Origin of the sequence: Hymenobacter segetis, assembly GCF_038448715.1 — a bacterium.
Lineage (GTDB): Bacteria > Bacteroidota > Bacteroidia > Cytophagales > Hymenobacteraceae > Hymenobacter > Hymenobacter segetis.
Window position 1 is genome coordinate 74,655 of record NZ_JBCEVZ010000006.1, and the last position, 17,735, is coordinate 92,389.

20 protein-coding genes are annotated in these 17,735 nt (G+C 58.8%); 12 read left to right on the forward strand and 8 right to left on the reverse strand.

Going from position 1 to position 17,735, the window contains the following annotated elements; translation table 11 throughout:
• The first annotated feature begins 117 nt into the window (after nucleotides 1-117).
• The gene (locus AAFH49_RS04315; protein WP_342296267.1) at nucleotides 118-1,446 is read left to right on the forward strand and encodes a type IX secretion system plug protein; all 1,329 of its coding nucleotides are present in this window, start codon (nucleotides 118-120) and stop codon (nucleotides 1,444-1,446) included.
• Nucleotides 1,447-1,467: 21 nt separating this feature from the next.
• Here the strand turns inward: AAFH49_RS04315 and AAFH49_RS04320 are convergent, their stop codons facing one another.
• Nucleotides 1,468-2,325, reverse strand: a complete 858-nt coding sequence (locus AAFH49_RS04320) for a hypothetical protein (RefSeq protein ID WP_342296268.1) — start codon at nucleotides 2,323-2,325, stop codon at nucleotides 1,468-1,470.
• A gap of 262 nt (nucleotides 2,326-2,587) precedes the next feature.
• On the opposite strand from AAFH49_RS04320, the gene AAFH49_RS04325 reads away from it, so the two are divergent.
• Nucleotides 2,588-4,057, forward strand: coding sequence for a M48 family metalloprotease (locus AAFH49_RS04325; protein WP_342296270.1), 1,470 nt, complete (start codon nucleotides 2,588-2,590; stop codon nucleotides 4,055-4,057).
• A 58-nt stretch (nucleotides 4,058-4,115) separates the two neighbouring features.
• On the opposite strand, the gene AAFH49_RS04330 is transcribed toward AAFH49_RS04325, so the two are convergent.
• The 3 genes from AAFH49_RS04330 to AAFH49_RS04340 form a co-directional block, all read right to left on the reverse strand.
• A complete protein-coding gene (locus AAFH49_RS04330) occupies nucleotides 4,116-4,736 on the reverse strand; it encodes an HNH endonuclease (protein ID WP_342296271.1) in 621 nt (206 codons plus the stop codon).
• Nucleotides 4,737-4,805: 69 nt separating this feature from the next.
• Nucleotides 4,806-5,906 carry a redox-regulated ATPase YchF gene (gene ychF / locus AAFH49_RS04335; RefSeq protein WP_342296272.1) on the reverse strand — a complete coding sequence of 367 codons (1,101 nt, stop codon included), beginning with the start codon at nucleotides 5,904-5,906 and terminating at the stop codon, nucleotides 4,806-4,808.
• Between the two features lie 182 nt (nucleotides 5,907-6,088).
• Nucleotides 6,089-6,457, reverse strand: a complete 369-nt coding sequence (locus tag AAFH49_RS04340; RefSeq protein WP_342296273.1) for a DUF3276 family protein — start codon at nucleotides 6,455-6,457, stop codon at nucleotides 6,089-6,091.
• A 289-nt stretch (nucleotides 6,458-6,746) separates the two neighbouring features.
• Between AAFH49_RS04340 and AAFH49_RS04345 the strand changes: the two genes are divergently transcribed.
• From AAFH49_RS04345 to AAFH49_RS04365, 5 genes are all read left to right on the forward strand, one after another.
• On the forward strand, nucleotides 6,747-7,664 hold the full coding sequence (locus tag AAFH49_RS04345; RefSeq protein WP_342296274.1) for a DUF58 domain-containing protein: 918 nt from the start codon (nucleotides 6,747-6,749) through the stop codon (nucleotides 7,662-7,664).
• A 195-nt stretch (nucleotides 7,665-7,859) separates the two neighbouring features.
• On the forward strand, nucleotides 7,860-8,096 hold the full coding sequence (locus AAFH49_RS04350; protein WP_342296275.1) for a hypothetical protein: 237 nt from the start codon (nucleotides 7,860-7,862) through the stop codon (nucleotides 8,094-8,096).
• 79 nt (nucleotides 8,097-8,175) lie between these two features.
• On the forward strand, nucleotides 8,176-8,370 hold the full coding sequence (locus tag AAFH49_RS04355; RefSeq protein ID WP_342296276.1) for a hypothetical protein: 195 nt from the start codon (nucleotides 8,176-8,178) through the stop codon (nucleotides 8,368-8,370).
• A gap of 45 nt (nucleotides 8,371-8,415) precedes the next feature.
• Entirely contained in the window at nucleotides 8,416-8,874 is a 459-nt protein-coding gene (locus tag AAFH49_RS04360) for a hypothetical protein (RefSeq protein ID WP_342296278.1), read from the forward strand.
• Nucleotides 8,875-8,949: 75 nt separating this feature from the next.
• The gene (locus AAFH49_RS04365; RefSeq protein ID WP_342296279.1) at nucleotides 8,950-9,123 is read left to right on the forward strand and encodes a hypothetical protein; all 174 of its coding nucleotides are present in this window, start codon (nucleotides 8,950-8,952) and stop codon (nucleotides 9,121-9,123) included.
• A gap of 196 nt (nucleotides 9,124-9,319) precedes the next feature.
• Here the strand turns inward: AAFH49_RS04365 and AAFH49_RS04370 are convergent, their stop codons facing one another.
• The gene (locus tag AAFH49_RS04370) at nucleotides 9,320-10,081 is read right to left on the reverse strand and encodes an SDR family oxidoreductase (RefSeq protein ID WP_342296281.1); all 762 of its coding nucleotides are present in this window, start codon (nucleotides 10,079-10,081) and stop codon (nucleotides 9,320-9,322) included.
• A gap of 77 nt (nucleotides 10,082-10,158) precedes the next feature.
• Nucleotides 10,159-10,572, reverse strand: a complete 414-nt coding sequence (locus AAFH49_RS04375) for a helix-turn-helix transcriptional regulator (RefSeq protein WP_342296282.1) — start codon at nucleotides 10,570-10,572, stop codon at nucleotides 10,159-10,161.
• Nucleotides 10,573-10,651: 79 nt separating this feature from the next.
• On the opposite strand from AAFH49_RS04375, the gene AAFH49_RS04380 reads away from it, so the two are divergent.
• The 5 genes from AAFH49_RS04380 (at nucleotide 10,652) to AAFH49_RS04400 (ending at nucleotide 15,920) form a co-directional block, all read left to right on the forward strand.
• The gene (locus AAFH49_RS04380) at nucleotides 10,652-11,215 is read left to right on the forward strand and encodes a hypothetical protein (protein ID WP_342296283.1); all 564 of its coding nucleotides are present in this window, start codon (nucleotides 10,652-10,654) and stop codon (nucleotides 11,213-11,215) included.
• Between the two features lie 465 nt (nucleotides 11,216-11,680).
• Nucleotides 11,681-12,235 carry a hypothetical protein gene (locus tag AAFH49_RS04385; protein ID WP_342296284.1) on the forward strand — a complete coding sequence of 185 codons (555 nt, stop codon included), beginning with the start codon at nucleotides 11,681-11,683 and terminating at the stop codon, nucleotides 12,233-12,235.
• 272 nt (nucleotides 12,236-12,507) lie between these two features.
• Nucleotides 12,508-13,815, forward strand: a complete 1,308-nt coding sequence (locus AAFH49_RS04390) for a cystathionine gamma-synthase family protein (protein WP_342296285.1) — start codon at nucleotides 12,508-12,510, stop codon at nucleotides 13,813-13,815.
• Nucleotides 13,816-13,853: 38 nt separating this feature from the next.
• Nucleotides 13,854-14,327 carry a hypothetical protein gene (locus AAFH49_RS04395; RefSeq protein ID WP_342296286.1) on the forward strand — a complete coding sequence of 158 codons (474 nt, stop codon included), beginning with the start codon at nucleotides 13,854-13,856 and terminating at the stop codon, nucleotides 14,325-14,327.
• A gap of 228 nt (nucleotides 14,328-14,555) precedes the next feature.
• On the forward strand, nucleotides 14,556-15,920 hold the full coding sequence (locus AAFH49_RS04400) for a DUF937 domain-containing protein (protein WP_342296287.1): 1,365 nt from the start codon (nucleotides 14,556-14,558) through the stop codon (nucleotides 15,918-15,920).
• A 75-nt stretch (nucleotides 15,921-15,995) separates the two neighbouring features.
• Here the strand turns inward: AAFH49_RS04400 and AAFH49_RS04405 are convergent, their stop codons facing one another.
• Entirely contained in the window at nucleotides 15,996-16,967 is a 972-nt protein-coding gene (locus AAFH49_RS04405; protein ID WP_342296288.1) for a deoxyhypusine synthase family protein, read from the reverse strand.
• A gap of 158 nt (nucleotides 16,968-17,125) precedes the next feature.
• Complete coding sequence (hslV, locus tag AAFH49_RS04410) at nucleotides 17,126-17,668, reverse strand: ATP-dependent protease subunit HslV (RefSeq protein WP_342296289.1); 543 nt, start codon at nucleotides 17,666-17,668, stop codon at nucleotides 17,126-17,128.
• Nucleotides 17,669-17,735: the final 67 nt, after the last annotated feature.

Sequence of the window (17,735 nt, forward strand, 5' to 3'; positions counted from 1 at the left end):
TGGTCGAACAGATTCTGCGTCGGGCCATCAGGGTCATAAGCTCACTCATAGTCCTCTGCCGCCGTGAATGGCGCAGAGCCTTGCGGAGCAAATCAGCTGAGCCGTACCTTTCGGCCCATGCGCATCCTTCCCCTCGCTTCCCTCCTCCTCGCCACCGCCTGCGTGCCACTGGGCACCCCCATCACCAGCACCGCCCCCGGCACCCAGAAGCCCCCCGAATACTACGCCGACCGCACCCTGCGCTACCAGGACTACACCTACGCGCCCGATGTGCGCAGCGTGCAATGCTACGTGAACACCGGCCAGCCCAACGAGGTATTTCAGCCGCCGGTGGTGCCGCTGGGCCAGAGCCCGAGCATCCTATTGGAGTTCGACGTGCTGGGCGAGCAAAGCCAGCGCTACACCGCCAAGCTCATCCATTGTGATGCCGACTGGCAGCCCTCGGTGCTGACGGACATGCAGTTTCTGAGCGAAATCAACGAGTTTCTCATCACCGATTACCGGGTGGGCACGGGCACTAAGGTGCCGTATTATCACTACCGGCTGCGGGCTCCGCAGGTGAAACTGAGCGGCAACTACCTGCTGGTGGTGCAGAGCCAGGGCGGCGTGCCGGTGGTATCGCGCCGGCTGCTGGTGTATGAGAACCAGGTGAATGTGGGCCTGGCCCCGGGCATCGTCATTGGCGGGCAGGAGCGGTTCACCATGCAGCAGCTCGATTTCAGCGTGGGCTACGGCACCGTAGATTTGGTGAACCCCGCCGTGGAGGTGAAGGTGGTGCTGCGCCAGAACTTCCGCTGGGACAACGCTAAGTACAACCTACACCCCACCTTCGTGCGCGATGCCGAGCGCCGGCTCGAGTACCAGTATTTCAACTTCGAAAACGCCTTCCCCGGCCTCAGCGAGTACCGGTATTTCGATACCCGCTCCATCCAGTCGGTGGGTATTGGCGTGCTGCATGTGGACCCGCGTGCCACGCCCGTGACCACGGTGCAGCTCCAGCCCGAAGTATCGCGCAGTCAGACGGCCTACAACCAATACGTGGATTCCAACGGCCAGCGCGTGTTCGAGAGCCGCGAATACGGCAGCGGCGCCACCAATGCCGACTACGCCGACGTTCAGTTCCAACTAAAGGCCCCGCAGCCCGCGCCCGGCCCGGTCTACGTGTTCGGCGCGCTCACCGACTGGCAGTTGAAGGACGAGTTCAAGCTGAAATACGACGAGGCGCAGCAGCTCTACACCGGCCACGCCCTGCTCAAGCAAGGCTACTACAACTACGATTTTGCCGTGGCCGGCGCTACCGGCAAGGCCCCAAACGAAGCCTACTTCGAAGGCACGCACTACGAAACCGAAAACCAGTATGACCTGCTGGTGTACTACCGCCCGCCCGGCACCCGCGCCGACCTGCTCATCGGCTACAAAGCCGTGGATATGAACAGCCGGCAGTAGCCCAGGCGTGCCCGGCTTCGGCTACTTCGCGCTGAGCTGCACGCTGGTTTTCAGCGTCAGCGGGGTCATTTGTGCCCCGCCACCGTAGCCGCCGCCACCACGCATGCCGCCCCCGCCATAGCCGCCACCACCGCGCATTCCACCGCCGCCGCGCATGCCGCCACCCATGCCGCCCTGCATACCTCCGCCCCCGCCACCCTGGCCGGGCATGGTGAGCTTGCCGCCGGCCAGCGTGACGCCTACTACGGCTTTTTGGCCGGTAGCCAATGCGGGCAGCTTGTGGTAGAGCAAGCGTAGCGGCACGGCCAGCTCGTAAATCAGGTCTTCCTGCGCATCCACGGCCAAGGCGGCCTTCACGCCGAGCTGCGACTGGTTGTCGGTGAGGGTGGGCTCCTTGCTGCCTTTGTAATTAATCAGCTCCATCTCGCGCATGTTGGCAATCATGCGAGTCATGCGCTCGCGCCGGGCCATCTGGCGGTCGGTGGAGGCATCGGCCCCATTATCGGGTTGCTGGTCGCGGCCTTCAGCCGGGCCGCGTCCGCCCATCTGGCCCAGCGGGAAATGCACCCCGAACTGGTGCTGGTTGCGCCCCGTGGTATCGAGCCAGACCGTGAGGCCCAGCCGCACGATTTTAGCCTGGGTAGTAGGGTCGGCGGCTTTGATGCGCAGATACACCGCGCGGCCGTCATTCAGCACCTGATATTGCAGCTTGCTGGTGGGGTCGTAGTGCAGCGAGTCGGTCCACTCCGTGGCCAGCCCATCCACCACCGGCGGCGCGGGCACAAACCGGCTGGCGCTGCTGGCCGTGGGCTGGCGGCTGCACGCCAGAAATAAAAAAGCTGCGGGCAGCCACACGGGCCACAAACGGGAGATGGTCATCGAAAAAATTGAAAACAAGCGGGCAAAAGCAGGCGCAATGTTCTTGAGCATTGCGTGTGTTTTGGGTGAATGTGACTGGTTTGGCCGCAAACTGGCAGGAAAATGGCATAACCCTAGCGGGGCTTGCCCCGGACGGCTCCAACGCAAGGCCAGCCGCCGTCAGTATCAGGCCTAACCGTAGCGCGGCGTAACCGCATTTGCCCTGCCGACGTTGCAAGCCCATTCGCTGACCTTCACCGGTAATTCCGCTTTATTTATTCCCATGAATCTTTCGCTTCTTCCCTCCCTGCGCACCGGCGCGCTACTTGCGCTGCTGATGCCGCTGGCCAGCTCTTCCAGCATGACTGATTGGGCGGCCCGCCGCCCGGCGACTTCCCCCGTCAGAACCATTCCCGCTGCCCGCCCGCTGCAAGGTGCCAAGCCCGACCCGGCCGTTATCGCCCAGTTTGGCCTCTATGATAATGCCAAGCTGCAAAGCCTCATCTCGGCGCGGGGCAAGGCCATGACGGCCATCTCCGACCGTCCCGGCGACTACGGCTTCACCATCGTCGACTCGCCTATTATCAACGCCTTCGCCACGCCCGACGGCCACGTGTACTTCACGCGCGGTATCATGGCGTATTTCAATGACGAGGCCCAGTTTTCCGGCGTGCTCGGGCACGAGCTCGGCCACATCACCGCCCAGCACGGCAAGAAGCAGCAGACGCGCAGCACCATCGCCGGCATCGGCATGATACTGGGCTCGGTGCTGGCCCCGCGCGTGATGCAGTCGGTGGGCGGCGTGGCGCAGCAGGTGGTAGGCCTGGGCATGCTGAAATACGGCCGCGACGACGAGAACGAGGCCGACGGCCTGGGCGTGAAATACTCCACCAAAATCGGCTACGATGCCAGCCACATGGCCGATTTCTTCCAGACCCTGGAGCGCACCGAGGCCCAGAGCGGCAGCAGCATTCCCACCTTCCTGAGCACCCACCCCAACTCGGCCGACCGCTACACCCGCGTGAAGCAGCTGGCCGCCCAGGCCAAGCAAAGCGTGGGCAACCGCACCCTGGCCGTGAACCGCGACGCCTACCTACGCTCCATCGAGGGCCTGACCTTCGGCGAAGACCCGCGCCAGGGCTTCGTGGAAAGCGGCGTGTTCTACCACCCCGACCTGAAATTCCGCTTCCCCATCCCCTCGGGCTGGAAATCGCAGAACGCCCCCGACAAATTCCAGATGGCCGAGCCCAATGGCAAAGCCCTCTTAGTTTTCCTCGGAGCCAGCGGCAGCTCGCTGGATGAAGCCGGCCAGAGCCTCGCCAAATCCATCGGCTTGGCCTCGGCCAATGCCAGCAAAACCACCATCAACGGCTTCCCGGCCCTCGTGTTTGAAGGCGACCAGCAGGCCAGCGACCAAAGCAGCACGCCCGCCCACGTGCTGGCCCAGCTCATTCAGGACGGCAAAAGCATCTACGCCTTCGTGGGCCTGGCCGCCCCGGCTTCGTTCAGCACCTACGCGCCGCAGTTTCAGCAGGCCGCCCAAGGCTACGCCCGCCTCACCGATGCCAACAAGCTGAACCGCCAGCCCGAGCACATTCACATCCGCACCGCCACCGGCAATCAAACGCTGGCTTCGGCCCTGGCTGCCGCCGGGGTTCCGTCGAAGCGCTACGAGGAGCTGGCCATCGTGAATGGCATGAAAACTACCGATAAGTTGCCCAAGGGCATGCTTTATAAGGTGGTAGGTCGCTAGAATTACAAAAACGGACTTAAGGAAAAGGCCAACTCATAATTATGAGTTGGCCTTTTCCTTAAGTCCGTTTTTGTAATGTTCCTTCTACTTTAATTTTCAGCGCGATTGCCGTTTCTTCATAGGCGGCGAGCTTGTCAATTAAATCCTCACAAGATTTAAAGTATTCGGCAAATTCATGCCCAGAAACACTATCAAAATTAAGTTTAGTAATTCTGGCTTTACCCCATTCTTCGAAGTCTTTGAGAATGCCAATTTTGACTTCAAGCTGCTCTTTTGTAATGTTTAATTTACCATTACTCAATCTAGATGTGGGCGAGAGTGTTGCTTTGCCGCGAATCCAGTTTTTCCAATAAGCTGCTCCTTTTGATTGGTTACACTTTCCACAGGCGGGAACCAAGTTGTATACTTCCGTAATATAGCCTGTGGCCATTTTATTAGAAACAGCCGAAAAGAAGTGGTCCCATTCAGTGGGAGTGTCTCCACAATAAGAACAACATAAACTTCCCTTATTTTGCTGAAGCACTGCTAATGCTTCTTCAATCTCCATTGGATTGGGTATTATTTCGGGGATAACCGATTTAATAAATTCGGCTCGGATTGTACTCGACCGCCCTTTTATGCTTGCAAGAGTAGGATACCTCAAGCCAGCAACATTCCTGTTTATAGTAATTTTTGCCATTTTCGAAAAAAAATAACCCCAACCGAAATCGGTTGGGGTGATTAAAGCCCTAAATAAAGGGGATATCAGTTAAACATTAAACCGGAAGTGCATGATGTCGCCATCCTGTACCACGTATTCCTTGCCTTCCACGGCCATTTTGCCAGCTTCCTTGATTTTTACTTCGGTCTTGTATTCCTGATAATCCGGCAGCTTGATAACCTCGGCGCGGATGAAGCCTTTCTCGAAATCGGAGTGAATAACACCGGCCGCAGCCGGGGCTTTGTCGCCGCGATGGATGGTCCAGGCGCGTACTTCCTGCACGCCGGCGGTGAAGTAGGTAATCAGGTTCAGCAGCTCGTAGCTGGCGCGGATTAGCTTGTTCAGGCCCGACTCGGTGAGGCCGTATTCGCCCAGGAACATTTCTTTTTCCTCGGGGTCTTCCATGTCTGCAATCTGGGCTTCGATAGCGGCTGACACCAGCACCACCTGAGCTCCTTCGGCTTTCACGTGCTCGCGCAGGGCGGTTACGTGGTTGTTGCCGTTGCTGGCAATGCTGGCCTCGTCCACGTTGGCCACGTAAATCACGGGCTTGATGGTGAGCAGCTGCAAATCGGCCACGGCTTCGAGGTCGTCGGCCGAAGCATCAACGGCACGGGCATTGGCCCCGCCTTCAAGGGCAGCTTTGAATTTCTGTAGCGACACCACTTCCTTCTTGGCCACGGCATCGCCGGCCTTGGCGCTGCGCTCCGATTTCAACAGCTTCTTATCGATGCTCTCCAAATCTTTGATTTGCAGTTCGGTGTCGATAACGTCTTTGTCGAAAACCGGGTCAACCCCGCCGGCTACGTGCACGATATTGGGGTCGTCGAAGCAGCGCACCACGTGGATGATGGCGTCCACCTCGCGGATGTTGGCCAGGAATTTATTGCCCAGGCCTTCGCCCTTGCTGGCACCTTTCACGAGGCCGGCGATGTCGACAAACTCGATAATGGTGGGCAGCACGCGCTTGGGGTTCACGAGGGCTTCCAGAATCTGGAGGCGCTCATCGGGCACGGTGATGACGCCCACGTTGGGCTCGATGGTGCAGAACGGGTAGTTGGCCGATTCGGCCTTGGCGTTCGAAAGCGCGTTGAAAAGGGTGGATTTACCGACGTTCGGCAAGCCGACGATACCGCAGCGGAGGCCCATTTAAGTAGGGTTGAGTGTTGAATGTTAAGTGTTGAATTGCGGGCAATTCGGCCGCAAAGGTACGGCCTGTCGCCACGCAAAACGGCGCGACCAGACCAAAGTCCAGTCGCGCCGTTGAAAAACATGCCGGCGGTAAGCCACAAGTCCTAGCTGTTTGCTGCCGCTTGTGGCTTGCCGCTGCCCTAGAAGCTGTCGTCGCTGCGGTTGGGGTCGAAGGCGGGGCGCTCCACCTCGCGGCGGGGCTGGTCGCGGTCGTCGTAGTCGCGGGGGCGGTCGAGCTCGGCCACTTCCTCGGGGCTCAGCAGCTCCTCGCGCACGTAGTCCACGGCATCCTGCAGGGCATCCACGAACTTGAGGAAATCTTCCTTGTAGAGGAAGATTTTGTGCTTTTCGTACGAGACGGAGTCGTCGCCGTTCTGGCGGCGCTTACTCTCGGTGATGGTCAGGTAGTAATCCTGGCCGCGGGTGGCTTTCACGTCGAAGAAGTACGTGCGCTTGCCGGCTTTAATGCGTTGGGAATAAATTTCTTCCTGGTCGTGACGGTCGTCCACTGGAATTGGGTGGGGTATGAGTGGGAAATAGAATTGGTCGGTTGGTTGAAAGGACTAACTTACGAAAGTTGCGGTAAAGATAAACGGCGGGGGTAGCGTTGATGTTGAAGGCAGGAACGACCAAGCAGCACGTCATGCAGAGCGCAGCGAAGCATCTTGCCCGCAGTAAGTAACTCATTCGATTGGATTGCTGGTGGCGGGCAAGATGCTTCGCTGCGCTCTGCATGACGTTCTTTATGCTCTCAACTGCCCCAAACCTTTGCCCCAAAGCTCCTCTCCCGCCCCTTGCATGCCCCTCGACCTCGCCGCCATCCGCTCCTTTGAGAACCTTGAGTTTCTGGCCCGCCAGCTGGTGGATGGGTTCATCACCGGCCTGCACCAGTCGCCCTACCACGGCTTTTCGGTCGAGTTTTCGGAGCACCGCCTGTATAATCCCGGCGAGAGCACGCGGCACATCGACTGGAAGGTTTTTGCCCGCACCGATAAGCTGTTCGTGAAGCGCTACGAGGAGGAAACCAACCTGCGCGCCCACATTCTGCTCGATGTAAGCCCCAGCATGTACTACCCCGCGCCGGGGTTCGACAAGCTGAAATTCAGCATTCTGGCCGCCGCTGCGCTCACCACGCTGCTCACCCGCCAGCGCGATGCCGTGGGCCTCGTCACCTTCGCCGATACCATTGAGCTGCAAACGCCGGTGCGCTCCACCAGCACCCACCGGCACACGCTGCTGCTGGCCCTACAAAAATTACTGGAGCGCCCACCCGCGCCCAAAACCGTTCGGGGCACCGACGTGGCCGGCACCATCCACGCCATCGCGCAGCAGATTCCGAAACGCTCGCTCGTCATCCTGTTCAGCGATATGCTGGGGCGCGGGGCCGAGGAGCAGGAAGCCGCCCTGGCCGCCCTCCAGCACCTCAAGCACCAGCACCACGAAGTGCTGCTGTTCCACGTCCTCGACCGCGCCACGGAGGCCAATTTTGACTTCGCCGAGCGGCCCTACATCTTTGAAGACGTGGAAACCGGCCTGGAAATCAAGCTCCAGCCCTCGCAGGTGAAGGAGCAATACCAGGCCGCCATGACGGCCTACGAGCAGGAGCTGGCCCAACGCTGCGGCCAGTTGCGCATCGATTTCGTGCCTGTGGACGTGCGCGAACCGTTCGAGAAAGTGCTGTATGCCTACTTGGTGAAGCGCGGCAAGGTGCGGTAGAACTACTCAACTAGAACGAAAAAAGCACGGTCATGCTGAGCGAAGTCGAAGCATCTCGCGTGCCATCACTAACCCCTTTTCAATCGAAGGTCGACGTAGCCAACGATTGAGTTACTACCACACGCGAGATGCTTCGACTTCGCTCAGCATGACGTTCCAATAGCATAATTATTTCCATTCCATCCCTCAATTTCCGTGTTCTTTCTTCGCCTGCTGCTCATTTTCGGGGTTTCGCTGCTCGTCTTCGCGCCCATCACCGGCTACATTGCTTATAACTACGGCCGCTCGTTCTGGCGGTGGTTTGGTTTGGGGCTGCTGCTGCCGTTTGTGTCGGTATTTATCGCGCTGTTCATGGCCATGCGTGATAAGTGGCGGGAGGAAAAAGCCGCCCGGCAACAGCGGCCGCCACACCAGTGGCCAACGCAGCTCTAGCCGCACCGCTGCCCGCGCCCGGGTTGACCGCACGGCTGGCAGCCCTACCTTTACGGCACTGTTTAGCGCTATTTTTTCGATGATTGAGGCCCTTATTGTTATTCTGACGCCATTGTTTTTCATGCCGATTATGACGGCGTTTATGGCGTACAGCCACGGCCGCTCGTTCTGGCGGTGGTTTGGCATTGGGTGTGCGCTGCCGTATGTGTCGCTGTTCGTGGTTATGTTCGTGGTGCACCGCGACAAGAAAAAGTTGGCTCTGACTCCTGCTTAGGCCACTTTTGCAACTGATTTTCTCTGCTCACCTCTTCCCCTTTTTATGTACCAAACCCTTCTCGTTCTGCACTCCTGGTCCCGCTGGTTCGTGCTCATCTTCGGCCTCATTGCCGTGTACCGCGCCTACGTGGGCTACACCGGCCGCCGCCCCTTCCTGAGCGCCGACAACGGCATGAGCGCCGCCTTTTCGGGCTTCATGTGGTTGCAGGTTATCATCGGCCTGGGCCTGTATTTCGACCTTAGCGCCGTGGGCCTGCACGCCATGAAACAGGCCGGGGCCATGAAGGACCCCATCATTCGCTTCTTCGGCATGGAGCACGCGGTGGTGATGATTCTGGCCGCCGTGGTGGCGCAGGTGGGCCGCATCGCCGTCAAGAAAACCAGCGATAGCACCCAAAAGCACCGCAAGGCCCTGCTCTATTTCGGCGTGGCCTTGGTACTGGTTTTGCTCATGATTCCGTGGGGCATCTGGAACCCGGCCCGGCCGCTGTTTCGGTTTTAAGTCTTATGTTTGAGGCGCTACGTATATGACGTAGCGCCTCTGCTATATTGCCCAAACCCTTTTGTTGTTCCGCTCGTGTCCTCCGCGCCGAAACGTCCTTATTCCGTCGAAGACTTCTCGGAGTTGATTAACTCCCGACTCCAACGACTGGAAAGCACCCAGGAAGCCCGCCAGCGCTACGGCTCCTTATTGGCCGTGCTGCGCCAGCAGGTCGATTCGTACCGGACGCGGCGGGCGGGCGGCAAATAGCCTGGTTTAAGTCATTCAGAAAGTCAAAAGCCTTCCCGCTGCGTAGCGGGAAGGCTTTTTTTGTGGCTGTACGATTAACTGAACGTCATGCAGAGCGCAGCGAAGCATCTTTACCGCAGTAGTAAATCTGATTACTTGAGCAGTAAAGATGCTTCGCTGCGCTCTGCATGACGTTCAGTCAGTTCCGGTTCGCCCCCTACACGAACATCCCGCCCGACGCCTCCAGCCGCTGGGCGTTCAGCCAGCGGCCTTCTTCGGTGCAGAGGAAGGCCACCACGCCGCCGATATCCTCCGGCTGGCCGGTGCGGCCGAGGGCCGTTTGGGAGGCCACGAAGGCGTTGAGTTGGGCATTGTCGCGCACCACGCCGCCGCCAAAATCGGTTTCGATGGCACCGGGGGCTACTACATTGGCCGCGATGCCGCGCGCGCCCAGCTCCTTGGCCTGGTAGCGGGTCAGGACTTCGATGGCCCCTTTCATGGCGGCGTAGGCCGACGAGCCGGGCAGCGCAAACCGGGCCAGCCCCGAGGAAATGTTGATGATGCGCCCGCCGTCGGCCAGCAGTGGCAGGGCCTTTTGGGTGAGGAAGTAGGGGCCTTTGAGGTGGATGTTCATCACGGCGTCGAACTGCGCCTCGGTGGTGTCGGCGAAGCTGGCGTGCAGGCCGGTGCCGGCGTTGTTTATCAGGAAGTCGAACTGCTCGGCCTGGAAGGTGTCGTGCAGCGCGGTTTTGACCTGGGCGAAGAAGGCATCGAAGCCGGCCACATTGGACGCATCGAGCTGCAAAGCCATGGCCTGCTGGCCCAGGGCCTGGATTTCGGCCACTACACTGGCGGCTTCAGCCTGCTGGCTGTGGTAGGTGAGGATGACGCTGATGCCTTTTTTGGCGAGACTCAGGGCCATGTTTTTGCCCAAGCCACGGCTGCCGCCGGTGACGAGGGCGATTTTGGAGGTGCTCATCGAATCAATTTCGTTGGGGTGAATGATGAGGCAAAGGTCCGGCCCCTGGCCCCCGGATTTATGGTGAGTAGTTCCGTTTAAATGGTGACAGCTTCCGCAATTTCGGCGCGTTGGGCGGCCCAGGCCTGCTCGCGGTACTGCTTGGGGGTGCAGCCCTGGAAGCGCTTGAAAAACTTGGTGAAATTGGAGGGGTCGAAGGTGAGGGTGGCGGCCACGGCGGCTACGGGGTGGTGCGGGTCGAGCAGCAGCGCGCGCGCCGCGTCCATGATGCGGGCCTCGAAATAGAAGCACGGCGAATGCCCGGTGGTGAGCTTGAGGGTATTGCTCAGGTGCGTGGGGTGGATGCAGAGCCGGGCGGCCAGGTCGCGCACTTCCCACATTTCGGTGGCCCGGCCGGCCACGATGTCAGCGATGTGCTGGTCGACTTCGCGCCGGAAATCGGCGGTGATTTCGTGCTGGCGGGCCAGGATTTTTTTGGGGATAGGGGGCATATCTTTGAAAAACTTGCTATGCGGCTATTCGTGAGACTGAGGTAGCATCTGAATTCTTATTCTGACCACACATTCAATAATGAAATTTTTATTAAAGATTAAACACTGGCAGCTTTTCACGCTATTATTCATTCCTGTTCTTACTGCTGACTTTGTTACGATTAGTACACATGCATCGGGCGACTATTTCTCCTTTCGGGTATTCGCAGCGATGCTTTTATTATTTGTAGGCGTTTTCTTCAGTTGGCTTTATGCGTTAGCAACTGGCTTACAACAAAAGCTTCCCCCTACCGTGTCGATGAACATAACCCGCTTTAAAATAGCCTTGTTCATCCCCTCTGCCTACATTACATTAATCATTGCAGACATGTTCGGCGCACCGCTTGGGGCTACGAATGGGCTGACGGCATCGGCCCTCGCAGTTATCATTCCGCTCCACCTGTTGTCGATGGCCGGCATTTTTTACTGCATTTATTTTAACGCGAAATCTTTAAAAGCGACCGAGTTGCAACGTCCGGTAGTATTCGCGGATTACCTCGGCGAGATTTTTATAATCTGGTTTTTCCCAATTGGCATCTGGGCTGTCCAACCCCGAATCAATGCCCTGTTTGGTGTCAGTTCAACGAATCCGATGCTCCTATAGGCAATAAACTTATGGCGGTTGAATTATGAATTTATCCCTTTCCAAACGTTTGGCAAGGCACAATTAGCCCCAATTCCTCCCTCCCAAACATTTGAAAGGCACATTTTGCCTCAAAACCCGACTTCCAAACGTTTGGAAAGGACATTTGGCTCCAATTCCTCCATCCCAAACGTTTGGAAGGAACATTGGCCCCAATTCCTCCATCCCAAACGTTTGGAAGGAACATTGGCCCCAAAACTCAACTTCCAAACGTTTGGAAGCAGGATTTTAAACAGAATAATTGGCCGACCGGCTTATTTCCCTACCTTGCCGGTCAACCATTTATCCAATTCCTGCTCATGTTCCTTCCTTTTCTCAAAAACCCGTTCGCTACCAAAAACCTGGCCCGCGAGGACTTCCGCGACCTCATGGACGGCACCCTCACCCGGATGGCCCGGCCAGAACCAAGACGGCCGCTACACGGCCATGATTGCCGCCCTCAAACCCCACTACGATGCCTACGCCGCCCTCTTGGGCGACCAGGACGTGACCGTGGGCACGCGCGGCGGTAATACCGACGCCGTGGAAAAGCTGCGGGCCGACTTCAAGGAGTTTGCCAAAACAGAGCTGCTCGTGGACGTGCAATACGTCTTCGGCCGCCAGAAATCCAACCCCCAGGCCCTGGCCGAATTCCTGCCCCACGGTCGCTCGGAGTACAGCAGCGTCACGCTCAAAGACCTGCCTACCCTGCTCGACCGCGTGGCTACCCTCACCGCCACCTATAAGGATGACCTCGGGGCCGAGCTGGCCGACCGCGCCTTCAAATTCAAGAAAAACTACGCCGTTGCCCGCGGCACCCAGGGCGAGAGCAAAGGCGAAGTGCAGGGCGACAGCAAGGAGGAAAAAAAGCTGCGCAAAGCCGCCGCCCGCCAGCTCAAGCTGAATTTGCTCGACCAAATCACGCTGCACATCGACACCCCCGACGACGTGAAGGCGCTGTATGACCCGAAGATTTTCACGCCGACGGCGCTGAAAAAATAGCGCGAATAGTAGCGTCGGATGGCGCGGGCCTGCGGCGCGTGCCGACTAGTAGCAGGCCTCTGGCCTGCAATCGTTAAACGATTCACCACGGTGTCGTCCTCACGTCGCGGGCCGGAGGCCCGCTACTAGTGGGCACGGGCCGCAGGCCCGCACCATCAATACATCCTACGCCCCGCCGCTCCCCAGCGGCGGGGCTTTTTTGTGCCCTTCCTCAAAACAAAATCCTACCTTCGCCCCACTTTATTTCCTCACTCCCACCCAACCCCCACTTCATGCCCACCCTGCACGACCAAGCCCGCATCGGCGGCCAAAAGCTGCGCCCCGAAAGCCTCATGATGAGCTACGGCTACACCCCCGCCTGGAGCGAGGGCGCCATCAAGCCGCCCATTTTCCAAACCTCCACCTTCGTCTTCAACAGCGCCGAGGAGGGCAAGGCCTTCTTCGAGCTGGCCTACGGCCTGCGCCAGCAAGGCCCCGACGAGGAAATGGGCCTCATCTACTCCCGCCTCAACAACCCCAGCCTGGAGATTCTGGAGCACCGCCTTTGCCTTTGGGACGGGGCCGAGGACGCCGCCAGCTTCGCCAGCGGCATGGCCGCCATCAGCACCACGCTGCTGGCCCTGCTCCAGCCCGGCGACGTGGTGCTGCACTCCGAGCCGGTATATGGCGGCTCCGATTTCTTCCTGAAAAACGTGCTGCGCAAGTTCGGCATCACGGCCGTGGGCTTCCGCCCCCACGCCACGCCGGCCGAAATGGAAGCCCTGGCCGCCGCCCTTGCGCCCGGCAGCCTGGCCATGATTTTCGTGGAAACCCCCGCCAACCCCACCAACCACCTCATCGACCTGGAAGCCTGCGGGGCCCTGGCCCGCAAGTATTCCACGGCCGACAAGCCCGTGCGCCTCGTGGTCGATAATACCTTCCTCGGGCCCGTTTTCCAGCACCCCCTCAAGCACGGAGCCGATGTGGTGCTCTACTCCGCCACCAAGTTCCTGGGCGGGCATTCCGACCTCATCGCGGGCGCGGCCCTGGCCAGCAAGCCCCTCATGAAGGAGATAAAAGCCATGCGCACCTTCATGGGCACCATGTGCGACCCCAACACCGGCTGGATGCTCATGCGCTCCCTCGAAACCCTCAAGCTGCGCATGGAGCGCGCCGCCCACTCCGCCCAAATCATCGCCGACTGGCTCCGCGCCCACCCGCTGGTGGCGAACACCTACTACCTCACGCACCTGGAGCACAACCCCGTTCAGCAGGATATCTACCGCCGCCACTGCCTCTCGCCCGGCTCCATGATTTCCTTCGACATCAAAGGCGGCGAGCCCGAAGCCTTCCGCTTCCTGAATGCCCTGCGCCTAATCAAACTGGCCGTGAGCCTCGGCGGCACCGAAAGCCTCGCCGAGCACCCCGCCACCATGACCCACTCCGATATCTCGGTGCCCGAGCAGGCCGAAATGGGCATCACTGCCCAAATGATTCGCCTGAGCATCGGCGTCGAAGACCCGCAGGACTTGATGCTGGATTTGAGCCAGGCGTTTGAGGCCGTGGGCATGGTGAAGACGCGGGAATTGGAGCTGGCGTAGCTTTTTCACAGCTGAATTCACCATCCTAAATTCTGACTATGTATTTCGAGTATCGTTCTTTAGGTGACTTCATGGATGAAATCCTAGTTGTGTGCCCTAAATGTGGCTCGAAAGGGGTAGTCAAGACACATTATAAGGAAGTTTGGGAAGCTAAATTTTCATGCCCCAATTGCTCATTTTATAAAATCTGGGATGGCAACCCTAATGCCTTTGTAACTGCTCATTTTAATTATGAACAGTATGACGGGATTCTGTTTGGTCCGCCTGTAGATTGCTTTTTTCGCTACCCTCTGTGGTATCAGGTTCCGTGCAAGGATGAAACACTTTATGCCTACAACATGAACCACCTTAATTGGCTGAAGCAATATGTAGAAGCAAAACTGCGGGAAAGGACCCAAACAGTACACGGGTGGAACAACGCCAGTTTACAAAGCAGACTTCCTAAATGGATGCTGTCATCGAAGAATAGAACTGCTGTTCTGAAAAGAATTGCAGAACTAGAAAGGAAATAAAATTCACAGTAACAAAAGAGCCTGTCGCTTCATCAGCGGCAGGCTCTTTTGCTTTTTGGTGCTCGCGTAGCCAAGTCTTCATAGACGAATACCGATTTTCCCGGCAGCCATCAAATGCCAACATAGCACATTGCCTATATTTATACAAAAACAACTATATTTAATTCAAGAAAGCGGGGAAAGCACAACCGCCCCCAGACCCATCTTTTCACTTTTCAACCCATCGACATGAGCCAGAACCTGCTTGAACTAGTTCAGAATTACTTCGGGGGCGCTACCGTACGCCAGGCGAGTACGGCATTGGGGGAGAGCGAAAACAGCATTGGCACGGCCCTGCGCAGCATTGTGCCGCTGGCGTTGGGGGGGCTTTTTGCGCGCTCGCAGCAGCCCGGTGGCACCGCCGAGCTGTTTGGCCTGGCCAGTCAGGCGCACACCAACGGCATTCTGAATAACCTGGGCAGCCTGCTGGGCGGCACCAGCAACGTGCACACCACCGCGCCGGCCACCGATGGCGGCCTGCTGAACAAAGGGGCCGAGCTGCTGCGCTCCGTGCTCGGTACGCACTACACGGCGGCCGTGGAAGGCGTGAGCCAGCAAGCCGGCGTGCGCGAGTCCACCACCGGCAGCCTGCTGGGCATGGCCGTGCCCGTGGCGCTGGGCCTGCTGGGCAAGCACGCCGCCGAAAATAAGCTGGATGCCAACGGCTTCGGCAGCTACCTCAGCAGCCAGCGCAGCAGCATCATGGGGGCGCTGAGTGGCCTGCCGGGCGGCCTGGGCACCATGCTTTCCGGCCTGGGCCTGGGCGGGGCGGCGGCCGGCATCGGCAACACGGTTTCGGCGGCGGCCAACCGCACCGGCGAGGCCGGCCGCACCGCCTTCCGCAACGTGGAACCGCGCGCCACCTCGCCCAGTCGGTTACCGCTGCTGCTGCTCGCCCTGGCCGTGCTGGCTGGATTGTTCTACTTCATGCGCAGCTGCAACAAAACCCCGGAAACCACCGAGCCCACCGCCACTACCACCACCATCACGGATACCACGATAACGACCGTCCCGCCGGCTCCCGCCCCCGCTGCCGCCCCAACCGGCCGCTACGATGCCGCCAGCGGCAATTACATCTACGATACCGGGGCCAACACCGAAGTGAAGCTGCCCGACGGCACGGTGCTGAACGTGGGCAGCAACTCGTTCGAGTCGCGGCTGTTCAACTTCCTCAACGACAAAACCCAGACCGTGAGCGCCGACAAAACCCAGGGTTGGATGAGCCTCGACCGCGTGTACTTCAACACCGGCAAGTCGACCCTCACCGCCGAGTCGCAGGCCCAGCTGAAGAACGTGGCCGCCATCCTCAAAGCCTTCCCGACGGCCACCCTGAAATTCGGCGGCTACACCGATAACAAAGGAAAAGCTGTTATGAATATGGCCCTCAGCGACGACCGCGCCAAAATTGCGCGGCAAGCCGTCGTCAGCAATGGCATCGACGGGGCCCGCATCACCGCCGAAGGCTACGGCGACGCCCACCCCATCGCCAGCAACGACACCCCCGAAGGCCGCGCCCAAAACCGCCGCGTCGACGTGCGCGTGACGAAGAAATAGCGTTGGTCAGGACACAATAAAAAGCCCGCCGCTGAATTCAGCGGCGGGCTTTTTTGCTTCAATTCAAGGCAACGATTATTGCCCCAGCACGATGGCAAAAATCAGCGGAGCCACGATGGTAGCGTCGCTTTCGATGATGAACTTCGGCGTTTTCTCGCCCAGCTTGCCCCAGGTAATTTTCTCGTTCGGCACCGCGCCCGAATAGCTACCGTAGCTGGTGGTGGAGTCCGAAATCTGGCAGAAATAGCCCCACAGCGGCACGCTGGTGCGGCCCAAATCCTGGTGCAGCATGGGCACCACGCAGATGGGGAAGTCGCCGGCAATGCCGCCGCCAATCTGGAAGAAGCCCACTTTGCTCTCTTCCGTAGCCTGCGCGGTGTACCACTCGGCCAGGTAAATCATGTACTGAATGCCCGTGCGCATGGTGTGCACGTTCTTGATATCGCCCGAAATCACGTGGCCGGCGAAGATGTTGCCGAGCGTAGAATCTTCCCAACCGGGGCAGATGATGGGTAGGTTTTTCTCGGCCGCCGCCAGCATCCAGGAGTCTTTGGGGTCAATCTGGTAGTACTGCTCCAGCTCGCCGCTCAGCAGAATCTGGTAGAAAAACTCGTGGGGGAAATAGGCTTTGCCTTCGCTGTCGGCCTTCTCCCAGAACTTCAATACCACGTGCTCCAGGCGGCGCATGGCCTCTTCCTCGGGGATGCAGGTATCGGTCACGCGGTTCATGTGGCGCTCCAGCAGGGCCTGCTCATCGGCGGGCGTGAGGTCGCGGTAGTTGGGCACGCGCTCGTAGAAATCGTGAGCCACCAGGTTGAAGATATCCTCCTCCAGGTTAGCGCCGGTGCAGCTGATAATCTGCACCTTGTCCTGCCGAATCAGCTCGGCCAGCTGGATGCCCATTTCGGCGGTGCTCATGGCCCCGGCCAGGGTAATCATCATTTTGCCGCCCTCGGCGAGGTGCTTGTTGTAGCCATCGGCCGCGTCGATAAGCGCAGCAGCGTTGAAGTGGCGATAATGATGCTTGAGGAAGTTGGTGATTTGCATTGGGTTGGGGGAATGTTTATTGCTGTGCTATTCGAACGGTCATGCTGAGCGTAGCCGAAGCATCTCTACCGTGTAACTATCAAAGTAGTTGCAACGAAGCGGTAGAGATGCTTCGGCTGCGCTCAGCATGACCGTTCTTTTACAAACGATGACAGGCGCTACGAAGGCGACTCAATCATCAAGTTATGATTGGTGTAAATGCAGATATCGGCTGCGATGTGCAGGCCTTCTTCCACCATCTGGCGGGCCGTTAAATGCGGCGCGTGCTTCTTGAGGGCCAGCGCGGCAGCCTGCGCATACATCGCGCCGGAGCCAATGGCGGCCACGTCGGAGTCGGGCTCCAATACGTCGCCGGTGCCGCTAAGGATTAGCAACTCGTCTTTATCGGCCACCACCATCATGGCTTCCAGCTTGCGCAGGTACTGGTCTTTGCGCCAGTCCTTGGCCAGTTCAATGGCGGCGCGCTTGAGGTTGCCGCCGTAGCTGGTCAGCTTCTCATCGAAACGGTCGAGCAGCATGAAGGCATCGGCCGTGGAGCCGGCGAAACCGGTCACAACTTTGCCATCCTGGAGCTTGCGGATTTTACGCACGTTGTTTTTGGCTACGTGCTTGTCCATGGTGGCCTGGCCGTCGGCCCCCACGGCGATTTCGCCGTTGTGGCGAATGCCGAGGACGGTAGTAGAGCGGATTTTTGCTTGCATAAGGCCGCAAAAATACAACGGCTATTCCCAGCCGCACCGCTGAAACAAAAAGAACGTCATGCGGAGC

Bases quoted from the DNA above. Each gene is read 5' to 3' on its own strand.
- AAFH49_RS04375 (WP_342296282.1), bottom strand. From the start codon at position 10,572: ATGCCCCCTATCCCCAAAAAAATCCTGGCCCGCCAGCACGAAATCACC.
- AAFH49_RS04330 (WP_342296271.1), bottom strand. From the start codon at position 4,736: ATGGCAAAAATTACTATAAACAGGAATGTTGCTGGCTTGAGGTATCCT.
- AAFH49_RS04400 (WP_342296287.1), top strand. From the start codon at position 14,556: ATGAGCCAGAACCTGCTTGAACTAGTTCAGAATTACTTCGGGGGCGCT.
- AAFH49_RS04325 (WP_342296270.1), top strand. From the start codon at position 2,588: ATGAATCTTTCGCTTCTTCCCTCCCTGCGCACCGGCGCGCTACTTGCG.
- AAFH49_RS04385 (WP_342296284.1), top strand. From the start codon at position 11,681: ATGATTGCCGCCCTCAAACCCCACTACGATGCCTACGCCGCCCTCTTG.
- AAFH49_RS04390 (WP_342296285.1), top strand. From the start codon at position 12,508: ATGCCCACCCTGCACGACCAAGCCCGCATCGGCGGCCAAAAGCTGCGC.
- AAFH49_RS04345 (WP_342296274.1), top strand. From the start codon at position 6,747: ATGCCCCTCGACCTCGCCGCCATCCGCTCCTTTGAGAACCTTGAGTTT.
- ychF (WP_342296272.1), bottom strand. From the start codon at position 5,906: ATGGGCCTCCGCTGCGGTATCGTCGGCTTGCCGAACGTCGGTAAATCC.
- AAFH49_RS04395 (WP_342296286.1), top strand. From the start codon at position 13,854: ATGTATTTCGAGTATCGTTCTTTAGGTGACTTCATGGATGAAATCCTA.
- AAFH49_RS04405 (WP_342296288.1), bottom strand. From the start codon at position 16,967: ATGCAAATCACCAACTTCCTCAAGCATCATTATCGCCACTTCAACGCT.
- AAFH49_RS04320 (WP_342296268.1), bottom strand. From the start codon at position 2,325: ATGACCATCTCCCGTTTGTGGCCCGTGTGGCTGCCCGCAGCTTTTTTA.
- AAFH49_RS04360 (WP_342296278.1), top strand. From the start codon at position 8,416: ATGTACCAAACCCTTCTCGTTCTGCACTCCTGGTCCCGCTGGTTCGTG.
- AAFH49_RS04380 (WP_342296283.1), top strand. From the start codon at position 10,652: ATGAAATTTTTATTAAAGATTAAACACTGGCAGCTTTTCACGCTATTA.
- AAFH49_RS04370 (WP_342296281.1), bottom strand. From the start codon at position 10,081: ATGAGCACCTCCAAAATCGCCCTCGTCACCGGCGGCAGCCGTGGCTTG.
- hslV (WP_342296289.1), bottom strand. From the start codon at position 17,668: ATGCAAGCAAAAATCCGCTCTACTACCGTCCTCGGCATTCGCCACAAC.
- AAFH49_RS04355 (WP_342296276.1), top strand. From the start codon at position 8,176: ATGATTGAGGCCCTTATTGTTATTCTGACGCCATTGTTTTTCATGCCG.
- AAFH49_RS04315 (WP_342296267.1), top strand. From the start codon at position 118: ATGCGCATCCTTCCCCTCGCTTCCCTCCTCCTCGCCACCGCCTGCGTG.